This is a genomic window from Actinomadura sp. KC216 (genome assembly GCF_004348535.1).
Classification (GTDB): domain Bacteria; phylum Actinomycetota; class Actinomycetes; order Streptosporangiales; family Streptosporangiaceae; genus Spirillospora.
The window spans coordinates 50,466-59,428 of sequence record NZ_SMJX01000011.1 but is presented as its reverse complement, the minus strand read 5'-3'; the positions used below and the strand labels follow the sequence as shown (position 1 = coordinate 59,428).

18 protein-coding genes are annotated in these 8,963 nt (G+C 59.8%); 1 reads left to right on the top strand and 17 read right to left on the bottom strand.

Translation table 11 applies throughout. The features are described from left to right. Positions 1–217 precede the first annotated feature (217 nt). A complete protein-coding gene (locus E1264_RS03840; protein WP_132169588.1) occupies positions 218–1,429 on the top strand; it encodes a site-specific integrase in 1,212 nt (403 codons plus the stop codon). A gap of 222 nt (positions 1,430–1,651) precedes the next feature. On the opposite strand, the gene E1264_RS43030 is transcribed toward E1264_RS03840, so the two are convergent. The 17 genes from E1264_RS43030 to E1264_RS03765 form a co-directional block, all read right to left on the bottom strand. Then, the gene (locus E1264_RS43030; protein WP_165963968.1) at positions 1,652–1,819 is read right to left on the bottom strand and encodes a hypothetical protein; all 168 of its coding nucleotides are present in this window, start codon (positions 1,817–1,819) and stop codon (positions 1,652–1,654) included. 8 nt (positions 1,820–1,827) lie between these two features. Beyond that, positions 1,828–2,001: a hypothetical protein gene (locus tag E1264_RS43025; protein WP_165963967.1), complete on the bottom strand. Its 174-nt coding sequence runs from the start codon at positions 1,999–2,001 to the stop codon at positions 1,828–1,830. Further along, a complete protein-coding gene (locus tag E1264_RS03830; protein ID WP_132169584.1) occupies positions 2,001–2,396 on the bottom strand; it encodes a hypothetical protein in 396 nt (131 codons plus the stop codon). Before E1264_RS03830 ends, E1264_RS43025 begins: the two co-directional genes overlap by 1 nt. Further along, on the bottom strand, positions 2,384–2,785 hold the full coding sequence (locus tag E1264_RS03825; RefSeq protein ID WP_132169582.1) for an SLOG family protein: 402 nt from the start codon (positions 2,783–2,785) through the stop codon (positions 2,384–2,386). Before E1264_RS03825 ends, E1264_RS03830 begins: the two co-directional genes overlap by 13 nt. Continuing rightward, positions 2,782–2,991 (bottom strand): hypothetical protein, encoded by a 210-nt coding sequence (locus E1264_RS03820; protein WP_132169580.1) that lies wholly within the window; start codon positions 2,989–2,991, stop codon positions 2,782–2,784. Before E1264_RS03820 ends, E1264_RS03825 begins: the two co-directional genes overlap by 4 nt. A gap of 80 nt (positions 2,992–3,071) precedes the next feature. Further along, a complete protein-coding gene (locus E1264_RS03815; RefSeq protein WP_132169578.1) occupies positions 3,072–3,446 on the bottom strand; it encodes a hypothetical protein in 375 nt (124 codons plus the stop codon). Further along, positions 3,443–3,694 carry a hypothetical protein gene (locus tag E1264_RS03810; protein ID WP_132169576.1) on the bottom strand — a complete coding sequence of 84 codons (252 nt, stop codon included), beginning with the start codon at positions 3,692–3,694 and terminating at the stop codon, positions 3,443–3,445. The genes E1264_RS03815 and E1264_RS03810 overlap by 4 nt, the downstream gene beginning before the upstream one ends. Continuing rightward, on the bottom strand, positions 3,694–3,978 hold the full coding sequence (locus tag E1264_RS03805; RefSeq protein WP_132169574.1) for a hypothetical protein: 285 nt from the start codon (positions 3,976–3,978) through the stop codon (positions 3,694–3,696). The genes E1264_RS03810 and E1264_RS03805 overlap by 1 nt, the downstream gene beginning before the upstream one ends. Then, a complete protein-coding gene (locus tag E1264_RS03800) occupies positions 3,965–4,231 on the bottom strand; it encodes a hypothetical protein (protein ID WP_132169572.1) in 267 nt (88 codons plus the stop codon). Before E1264_RS03800 ends, E1264_RS03805 begins: the two co-directional genes overlap by 14 nt. A gap of 55 nt (positions 4,232–4,286) precedes the next feature. Beyond that, on the bottom strand, positions 4,287–4,496 hold the full coding sequence (locus E1264_RS03795; protein WP_132169570.1) for a hypothetical protein: 210 nt from the start codon (positions 4,494–4,496) through the stop codon (positions 4,287–4,289). Continuing rightward, positions 4,493–5,191, bottom strand: a complete 699-nt coding sequence (locus E1264_RS03790; protein ID WP_132169568.1) for an RNA ligase family protein — start codon at positions 5,189–5,191, stop codon at positions 4,493–4,495. The genes E1264_RS03795 and E1264_RS03790 overlap by 4 nt, the downstream gene beginning before the upstream one ends. A 256-nt stretch (positions 5,192–5,447) precedes the next feature. Then, positions 5,448–5,639, bottom strand: coding sequence for a hypothetical protein (locus E1264_RS03785; RefSeq protein ID WP_132169566.1), 192 nt, complete (start codon positions 5,637–5,639; stop codon positions 5,448–5,450). Then, a complete protein-coding gene (locus E1264_RS03780) occupies positions 5,636–5,824 on the bottom strand; it encodes a hypothetical protein (protein WP_132169564.1) in 189 nt (62 codons plus the stop codon). The genes E1264_RS03785 and E1264_RS03780 overlap by 4 nt, the downstream gene beginning before the upstream one ends. A 120-nt stretch (positions 5,825–5,944) precedes the next feature. Then, a complete protein-coding gene (locus E1264_RS44430; RefSeq protein WP_207935700.1) occupies positions 5,945–7,942 on the bottom strand; it encodes a DNA polymerase in 1,998 nt (665 codons plus the stop codon). A 98-nt stretch (positions 7,943–8,040) separates the two neighbouring features. After that, positions 8,041–8,505: a hypothetical protein gene (locus E1264_RS03770; RefSeq protein ID WP_132169562.1), complete on the bottom strand. Its 465-nt coding sequence runs from the start codon at positions 8,503–8,505 to the stop codon at positions 8,041–8,043. Between the two features lie 9 nt (positions 8,506–8,514). Further along, positions 8,515–8,640 (bottom strand): hypothetical protein, encoded by a 126-nt coding sequence (locus tag E1264_RS45855; RefSeq protein WP_279489695.1) that lies wholly within the window; start codon positions 8,638–8,640, stop codon positions 8,515–8,517. Then, on the bottom strand, positions 8,640–8,963 hold the full coding sequence (locus E1264_RS03765) for a hypothetical protein (protein ID WP_132169560.1): 324 nt from the start codon (positions 8,961–8,963) through the stop codon (positions 8,640–8,642). The genes E1264_RS45855 and E1264_RS03765 overlap by 1 nt, the downstream gene beginning before the upstream one ends.

The window sequence follows — 8,963 nt, the reverse complement described above, 5'->3', positions numbered from 1 at the left end:
TGTCACAGTCCTGTCACAATCGAGTCCGTCGTCGCTGGTCAAATCTGGACATGTCACACTCTCCGCTCGGGTGTTTTGGCAGGTCAAGGAGGGTATAGGCGTGGAGCGTCTTGTGTGGGTGGATTGCTAGAAGCAAGATCCACATCCCTCTGACCTCGTTCGACACGGCGACGGAGCGCGTATGCTGTAGTTCCTGTCACAGTTGAGCTGGAGGGACATGGGCAAGAGGGCGAGGAATGGGGCCGGAAGCATCCGGCCGAGGACGCTCGCCAACGGCGAGATCGTCTACGACGCCGCCGTCAGCATCAAGGACCCGTTCACGAAGAAGTCCGAACGGCTCTGGAAGCGCGGTCTCAAAGACCACAAAGCCGCTGTCGAGTGGATCAAGGCACAGCAGGCCGCCAAGAAGCGGCCGACCAAGAGTATGACCCTCAACAAGTTGGCGGAGATGTTCTGGGCCGCTGAGACGGTCAAGAGCACGACCAGCTCCCACTGGAAGACCTGGTACAAGAGGGACATCGAGCCCTACCTCGGGGGGATGGCCCTGGATGAGATCCTCCCCCTACACGTAGACCAGTGGGTACTGAAGATCCGGGCCATCAAGTACAAGGGCGAGCCTCGCGTCCCGACGACGCTTGTCAACAGGGTGACTGTCCTCTCCGCCATCATGGATTACGGCGTGGTGAACCACCTCCTGGACGCGGATTGGACCAAGGTCTCTGGTGGCGTCCGGAAGCTTCGCGAAGAGGCCCTCCACTACGACGCAGATCGGAAGACCACCCCCAAGGAGCGATGGACCGTCGAGCAGTTCCTCGACTTCCTGAAGATGGAAACAGAGCCCTCCTTCAGGGCTCTGTGGTGCTTCATGGCTGCCACTGGCGTTCGCCGGGGAACGGCCTTGGGCCTCAAATGGTCCGACATCGACTTTGAGAAGCACCGTATCGTTGCTTCCACCAACCGGACCATTACCCCTGAAGGGGTCGTAGAGGTCAGCCAGAAGGGCGGCCGGCGGATCGTCCTGCACATGGACGACCTGCTGGAGGAAATCCTCCTCGGTCAGAAGGAGCGGCAAGAGAAGGCCAAGGCCGAGGGGCCTTGGGAGGAAACCGGTGTGGTCTTCGACCGCCCGATCCTGAAGAAGTCAGTGAAGGGACGGGTATTCCTGCCCGGTATCCCGATGGACCCCGGTAACGTCACGGAGCGGTTCAGACGCCTCGGCCGGTACGCAGAGCTTCCCCCGGCGTCTCCCCACGACCTACGGCACATGTGGGCGACCATCGCGAGTGATCTGGGAGCCTCTCGGGACACGGTTGGGGATGCCCTCGGACAGCGCTCCCGGGCCGTGGTCGAGATATACGACCACAGCGAGGAAGAGAAGAAGGCCATCGCCGCCGAGATGGCGAAGCTTCTTCTGGGCAGCCGAAGCTAGACACAAAAAAAGGGCCCCACCGGAAACCGGTGGGGCCAATTGCTTTACAGGAGGGCTAGCGGACTTCCCTTACGGAAAGCCTCAAGCCACTTGTCCACTTCACTCTTACGGAACAGACGCTTACCCCCGACCTTGAAGTTGGGGATGGAGTGGATTCTCTCGTAAACCCAGGATCGGGACATGTGAAGGTAATCTGCTGTCTCCTGGAGGGTCATCAGCGGATCACATGTCATCGGGCGGATTCTCCAGACACTCATCACAGACGTACATGTCCGAGTCCTCGTCGAACTTCAGTTCGCCCACATCAACAATGTCCCCGCAGGCATCACAGATCTCAACGCCTTCGTCATCACTGTCGGAGTAGAGGTGGGCTTCGTCGTGGTCGTTCACAAAGCCTCCTACGCGTACCAGAAAGTAACTCGGTCACAAAGGTCGTCGTAAGCCTTTTGAACCTCAGCAGGCGCGAACTGATACAGGACGTAATCGGCCTCGCCATGGGCCAACTCGGGGTCGGCCTCGCCTGTGCCGTTGTCAATCTCAAAGAGCGCCTGAACGGCTTCCTCAACGGTCATCAGTCCGTCAGCCTCCGCATGAACTCTTCCATGTCGCCGTAATACCAGTCGGACTCCCTGTCGCCGTACTTGTCCTCGTAGTCGACGTAAACGACGTCGTACTTCTCGTAGCAGGTCTCGCAATAACCCGTCTCTCGGGTCTCCTGCCGGACATCGAGAATCTTTACCGCGTCCGAATCCCAGTTCTCCCGGACGTACTTCAGAACGGCTCCGTAGAAGCCGTAGTTCTCCTCGGTGTTGGCGGGGACAATGCCGAGGTCCTGAAGGGCCTTCACAAGCTCGTCTCGCTTCACATACACGGAGGCGACGCCGCCCCACGGGTCGAGGTCGAACGCAACATCATCGTCGCCGTCCGGCACGAAGATCTCCAGCCTGTCAAACTTCACGCTTGCCATTGCTTCTCTCCTAGGTTCACAACGGTTAGCCCCATCTCACGGGCGTACTTCATGCAGCCGCGAGTTCCCCGGCTCTCGCCGAGAGGAAAGCCAAGGACGTAGTCAGCGTCCAAATGGGCATTCACCATTTCCTTGTTACGGATCATCCCCGCTGGCTTTCCGTACTTGCTCCATTCGGCCGGATGACGCTCTATCCAGTCGTCTCCGAGATGGAAGAGACCCCACTCGTCAGCGATTCGATCGGCACCTTTGGTGCCGTCCTCACGTGGAGGACAATCCCCGTGGACGAGGGTCACGGGGCCCACGTAGTGGCCAATGAAGACGTCGAGCGCCTTCCAGATGAAGACTTCGTCTTTCCAGTACCGAGAGCCTGTGACGATGAGTTTCATTGGGCACACTCCGGATAACGCATGTTGTTCTTGCACTTGTAGTAGGCAGCCGGGTTAACCGACGTCCAGCCCCGGTCTTCACCCCACTTCAGATGCAGCTCCCAAGAGGCAGCCGTGGTAATCGGGGTCATCGTGCAGATTGCCGGATTACCGACGCACGTGTTGACGAAGACAGTCGTCTCCGGCGAGTGGCGATGGTCGGTCACAACTCCTTCATCTGGTCCGCTAGAACAGGCCGCGAGGAGGAGGCCGGCCAACAGCAGGCCGGACAGACCTACAGGCTTCATCAGCCCCCCAAAGCCGTGATGTTCTCGATAATCGTCAGAGTGACGTCCTTGACATCAATCCCGTTGTCCTTCCTCCAGGAATAGTCCATAAAGCCACGAGACGATCGGCCCGTAGGCCGAAGCTTGATTCGGGTCTCCAGAGCAGAGACCTCTTTATCCACGCGGTTTCCGTCGTCGTCCCAACCGTCGAAAACGGTTTTCATCGGCTCCGGACCTTCACCGGTCCATCGCTTCCACTTGTAGTCGTCGTAGTGGACTTGCCAGATGTCTAGGACCCTGGCCTCTCGGACCTCACAAGAACGTCCGGACATTCGGGGGTAGAGAACTAGGTCTCCCACCCCATACTCGTTTCCGCGCCAGTCAGTGAGCTTCACTTAACGACCTCCCAATCGGACGCCTTCTCGACGTGGCCCGTCACCGACTTGAAACCCCTCTGGGGCCAATGGACGGCGTTCCCGTCCTGCTTCTTCTGGCGATTCACCATCGCCTTGGCAGGCGCAGCAGTCGCGTACGGGCCGTAATAGGTCGTGTAGACAGCCTTCGTACGGTCCTCGTAGGTGTAGGTACTGACCACAACAGCGCGGTAGGCCGCGCTCTCTCCGTCCGAGATGTATCGAGCCATTAGAGCCTGCTCCCTAGAAAGATCGGTTCCTCGAAGACATTCGTCTTGGCCTGCATGTGCCGGACGACCGTCAGGACCTCGTAGAACTTCGGGGCCTTATCCGCATCCGGAGCGACAAAGATCCGGCCGACCCGGAGGCCGGCGAGTGCTCGGGTGTCCTGGAAAGAAGAAAGTTCCTTCGCTGTAGCTAGCTCCGGATATGCGGCCTCGTAGTGCGCTCGCCAGAAGCGAGCTTCGACCAAGGTTCGGCCGATGATTACGGCCGGAGGCTCACCAACGGTCATCGCCGTCTCCTTCCTGTCCGGGCTCGACGTCCGGCCCGTGCTCGTCCTCCCTGTAGTTCTCATAGAACTGGCTGGGTAGTAGCCATTCGTCGGCGTCCGCCGACCACTTCCCGAAGGAGCCCCAGCCGCTCTCGATTGCAGAGAATCCGGGCGCCTCGGCGAGTGCCTCGTCGATGGCCTGGTCTTCGTCCTCTGCTTCGACATAGGCCGTGAGGAAAGTTGTGCGAAGCAGGTTGACCCTGTATCTAGGCATTTCACTCCAATAAAAAGGACCGCCCCCGAAGAGGGGCGGTCCCGATTAGCGTTGGTCAGTAGTCGAGAAGTGCGGATACCTTGTAACAGGCTGCGTCGAACACAAGGAAGGCGGCGCGCAGCTCCGCCCAAGCCTCCCTCAGCTCGGTGTCATCCTCGGGAAGGTCTTCGACCTTGATCCCCCAGGAAAGAGCGCCATCGAAGCCACCTTCCCAATCAACCTTGCTCGCAACTTCGTCGCGGGTCTCGAACAGTGGCTTCCTCATGCCGCCTCCGCCAAAGCCGAGCCGTCAGGCAGGGCCTGGAGCTGAAGCACCGACTTAGGCCGGTCGTCCGGACCGAGGTACTTGTAGACCTGCTGAGAAGCCGTGTGGAACACGATCACGCCCTCGGGGTTCATGTAGCCAGGCACGGCCCGAGAGCCGTTCGTCATGAGGTCGTCGTAGACGTACTTGACCATCCGAGTGTCGAACTCACCCTCGTAGAGGACGGGAACCGTCTCCAGGCCAGGGATCGGATCCTTTGTCGGGTCGTTCACGACATCCGCGTAGCGGCTCACGTTGAACAGAGCGAACCGGCGACCAGAGAGGCCATAGCCTCGCTGGATCTTCTGGCCGTACCACTCTCCGTAGTGGTAGCCCTCACCGAGGGTCTCCGCCAGCTCCGTGGCGTTCTCACGAACCCACCTGGCAAACCCGGAGTTGTCCTCCTTCTGCCAAGAGAGGTCGTCCATCCCTCGCGGTCCCATGGGAAGCATTCGCTTCCGCGACTGAGCACCAACCAGATAGGCATCGGCGGTGTTCTCGATGGGAACCGTCACGAAGTTGTGGCTGGGGGACGCCCACCCCTGCTGGCGGCTGATCACGACACACCCGTTGGTGCCGTCAATCTTCTCAGTCACCACCATCGGCTTCATCAGCCGAGGTGTTTTCGGCCAAGCCTTAAACTCAAGAACAGCCACAAAAGGCTCCAATCAGTCTCACAAGGATCATCCAAAAGACAACAGCGAGTGTGATACCCGCGAGGTTGGCCAGAAGGCCGACAATCCAGTTTCCCTGTGGAGGCTCTGGAGAGTTCCGAGCCTTCATCCGGTTAAGAAGGTCCGCCTTCTCGGCGGCCTGACGTTCTACGTCACGGGCAATGGCCTTGCCATGCCCTTGTCGGTGCTCCTGGTTGTAGAAGTCTCGGTTCTTTACGAAGTACTTACGCTTCGGCATTCACTTCACGACCTCCACCGGGTCTTCAAAGAAGAGGACACCGGCAGCGCCGATGTCCTCCTTTAGCTTCTCCACCTCGGCCTCATCCAGATTCAGGAGGTAGTCGCCAACCTCACTGATCACCAAAAGGTACGGGGACCCTGCGGCGTCCCCAATCCGCTGCTCTGGCAGTGGAACGACTTCGAGCTTCACGCGAACTGCTCCTCGATGCTCTCTCGAACCATGTCCAGGATCTGGGGAACCTCTTCGCCGACGATCCCGCCGCCGAACTGCACACCGATGGCGATGTCCTCCGAACCCTCTTCCGCCGAGAATTCAAGCAGGATGAAGGGCTTGAGCCCCAGAATGGGCTGGATAATCTGAATCTCTTCGTTCACTTGCTCGTACCTCTCTCTTTAGAACAGCGCTTCGCCGAGGAAATATCCGATCCAGTAACCCAAGAGGTTGAGTATCACAGCGAAGGCAACGACAAGACTTATCCTTTTGACCATAACTCCCTAGTGGCAGGCTTCCTGCCAGTCCCTCCCGGGCGGACCACATTCCGCCGGGAACACGATCCTCTGACCGTTAGGCGGGTCCATGACTGCCTGAATCTTGCTCAGCAGGTAATCCCGATACCGCTCCCATCCTTCGCGGGGAACGGAGAAGACAAAGGCGTCGTGGATCTGAGCCTTGATGGACCTCACAGCGGCGTGTGACATCGCCAGTAGCGCGTCGCACATGATTTCCCGCGTACCCGACTGCCCCATAAGGGCAGGCGCCTGGGTAAACTCCCGGCCCTTCTCGATCCGCATGATGCGACCCCAGAGGTTCTGGACGAACCCCTTTTGGTTGGCGTACTTGCGGACCCTGTTTTGCCAAGCCACCACCCGGTAATAGGTGGCGTCCATTCCGTTGACGAAGGTCTTGGCGTCCTCTAGAGGAACGCCGGCCTGGGCACTGAGCGTCTTCGCTCGCCCGCCGTAGGACCAGCCATGGCCAAGGGGCTTGGCCTTGTCCCGGTATCCCGCAGTGACGGGATCCTTCTTGTTGGTGCCGACCTTCTCCTTGCCCCACGCGGCCCAGGCGTTGAGCATGTGGCCGTCCTGTCCGGGCTGGAACCTGACCGCGTATTCCTGGTCGCCGCTGTAGGCCGCGACCACGCGGGCATCGGCGTTGGAGAGGTCAATCTCCAGGAGGACGTGATCCTCTTGGTCCGGAACGAAGTAGCTCTTCTCGACGGCGCCCTCACCCCTGGATGTCCAGATCGTCAGACCGGGCTTAGTGGTGCTCCACCGCCCCGAGAGCTGAAGCATGGTGATCTCGGGGTGAACACGGCCGTCCGGGTACACCGACTCCAGAGCGAGGTCGGACAGGGACCGCTGCCCCATCAGCTCAGCCAGGGCCTTGCCGAGAGCTTCAATCTCGGTTCCCTCGGTCAGCTTGACGAGCGTGTCACCCGACAGACTGAGACCGAACCACTCGGGAACCGCGGACTTCTCCTCCAACTCCCGGAGCTGGCGCTCCTTCGCCTTCAGTGACCGAGGTTTGAGAGTCTCGCCCTCCTCTTCAAGGAACCTGCGAAGCTCCTCCGCTTCGCGAGCCTTCTCCCTGGCCTTCTCTTCTGCCTCACCCTTCTTCTTGTAGCCATCGGTCTTGGGCCAGTCCGGAACCGTCTTCGACGTGATCCCGTGGTCCTTCAGGACGGCCATGATGGCGTCCTTGCCAACACTCGACATCCACGGCTTATCGCCTTCCGTGGGGAAGCCGTACTGCTCGACCAACTCCGCCATCAGTTCGTCCCGACGCTCCTTCAGAGCGTCCGAGCGGGCCTTAGCGGCTTCCTGGTCCACTCGCCAGCCGTTGGACGAGATCGCCGCCTTACGGCTCTCTATTCGCTGTTCTCGGAGCGCGTAGGCGTCGAGTGGTCCCTTCTTGAGGAGGGCTTTTCCAACTGCGCGAGAAGCTTCAACATCGCCAACGAGATACGCTCGATAACGCTCGTCAGTGACCGGAATCTTTCCGTAACCATCCTCAATCCGCTGCCGCTTGGGAAGCGCGGGGTCTCCGAACTCATAGGCCAACTCCTTCAGGTCGTGGGTCTTCCCCTTCACTCCGAGCTGGTAAGCCTGCTCGTCGAGCCCGAACCATCGGAGCATCTCTTCCGGCTTCCGGGCGAAGGTCTTCTTCCCGTGCCGGTTGATGAACTCCTCGGGCGCTGGATTGACCAGCGCAGCGTGAGTCCATGTGTCGTACACACGGCCTTCGTCCGCGAGCTGCATGGGGATGTTGGAATCGATCCCGAAGACGGCTCGAAGGTCGAAGTCGTGGATGTTGTGCCCGATTATCCATCGGGCTCGGAGGATGGCTTCCCGGATCTCTTCCAGATCCGTAGTGATGTGGACTTCGCCATCACCCCAGGCGTAACCGATCAGCCGGACGAACTCTTCGGGCGGCATGGAATAAAGAAGTTCCCGGCTGTGAGTCTCGATGTCGAAGACCAGAGTTCCCTTCATCCCCCTCCCTCCAAGACGGAGGGCACCCTCCCGGAGGAGGGTGCCCTCAATGTGCTAACAATGTGCTATAACTAGCCAAAAAAAGGACTGGGCTCAGGTCACTTGATGAAGGTCGGCTTGCACTGGCCCTCGGTGCCCTTGGGCGTCGGACAGAAGAAGCCCTTCCACGTGCCCTTGGCATTGGTTCCACTGCGGAAGACCATCTCGCCGTGCTGGCACGACTTAGGCTCGACACCAGGCGGAAGCGAGGACTGTGGCGAGCGCTGCGATGGAGCAGCCCCGCCACTCGCGGCGGGCCTGTCGTTACCAGTGACCTTCTTGAACGCCTTCGCCGTCTCGGCCGTGGCGTGGATCAGGCCGCCCTCACCGAACCAGGTTCGCATCTCGGCAACGATCGCCTTGGCGCTCGGCCCTCGGGCGACCAGCCAGGGGGCGTCATAACCCGAACCCGCCTTGACGGTCGCGGAGACCTCAACGGGGGTGGTCTCTTCGGCGGGCTGCTCGGCGGGGCCGTCAGACCACGGGTCGGCCGGCTTGTCGGTCTCAAACGGGTTGTCAGTCAATGTGTCTCCTTAGAGTGCGAGAATCGCAATGAGAATGATGGCTAGGGTGTTGATTAGGGTCAGGGCAACGAGGCCCATGAAGACGCAGCCGATGATGACTTCGCCGGAATGGCGCTTGCCGTTGGAGACTTTCATCAGGCGTTCACAACCTTGTCGATCACGGAAACAATCGCGTTATCGTTGATGGAGTGATAGGCCCGGTTCTCATTGACCCACTTCGTGAAAGCCTCTGCAATTTCCCAACGCTCACCCCACTTGATGTCCTCCGCTGTGTAGTCCTCAAAGGGACTCGGACACGAGCAGCCGGAGTCCGTCAGGTAACCGAGACGGCCAGTTGCCGTCTCGCGCCAGACAACGAACATGTCGAACGACCACGAGCCCGCGATGTCGATGTCAACAACGATCTCTAGACCGGAAGCCTCCGGCTTGTAGTAGATGTTCTTGTCGTAGCTAGGCAT

Coding starts and splice junctions, on each gene's coding strand:
- E1264_RS03840 (WP_132169588.1), top strand. CDS start 218: ATGGGCAAGAGGGCGAGGAATGGGGCCGGAAGCATCCGGCCGAGGACG.
- E1264_RS43025 (WP_165963967.1), bottom strand. CDS start 2,001: ATGACCGTTGAGGAAGCCGTTCAGGCGCTCTTTGAGATTGACAACGGC.
- E1264_RS03830 (WP_132169584.1), bottom strand. CDS start 2,396: ATGGCAAGCGTGAAGTTTGACAGGCTGGAGATCTTCGTGCCGGACGGC.
- E1264_RS03825 (WP_132169582.1), bottom strand. CDS start 2,785: ATGAAACTCATCGTCACAGGCTCTCGGTACTGGAAAGACGAAGTCTTC.
- E1264_RS03810 (WP_132169576.1), bottom strand. CDS start 3,694: ATGGCTCGATACATCTCGGACGGAGAGAGCGCGGCCTACCGCGCTGTT.
- E1264_RS03805 (WP_132169574.1), bottom strand. CDS start 3,978: ATGACCGTTGGTGAGCCTCCGGCCGTAATCATCGGCCGAACCTTGGTC.
- E1264_RS03800 (WP_132169572.1), bottom strand. CDS start 4,231: ATGCCTAGATACAGGGTCAACCTGCTTCGCACAACTTTCCTCACGGCC.
- E1264_RS03795 (WP_132169570.1), bottom strand. CDS start 4,496: ATGAGGAAGCCACTGTTCGAGACCCGCGACGAAGTTGCGAGCAAGGTT.
- E1264_RS44430 (WP_207935700.1), bottom strand. CDS start 7,942: ATGAAGGGAACTCTGGTCTTCGACATCGAGACTCACAGCCGGGAACTT.
- E1264_RS45855 (WP_279489695.1), bottom strand. CDS start 8,640: ATGAAAGTCTCCAACGGCAAGCGCCATTCCGGCGAAGTCATCATCGGC.
- E1264_RS03765 (WP_132169560.1), bottom strand. CDS start 8,963: ATGCCTAGCTACGACAAGAACATCTACTACAAGCCGGAGGCTTCCGGT.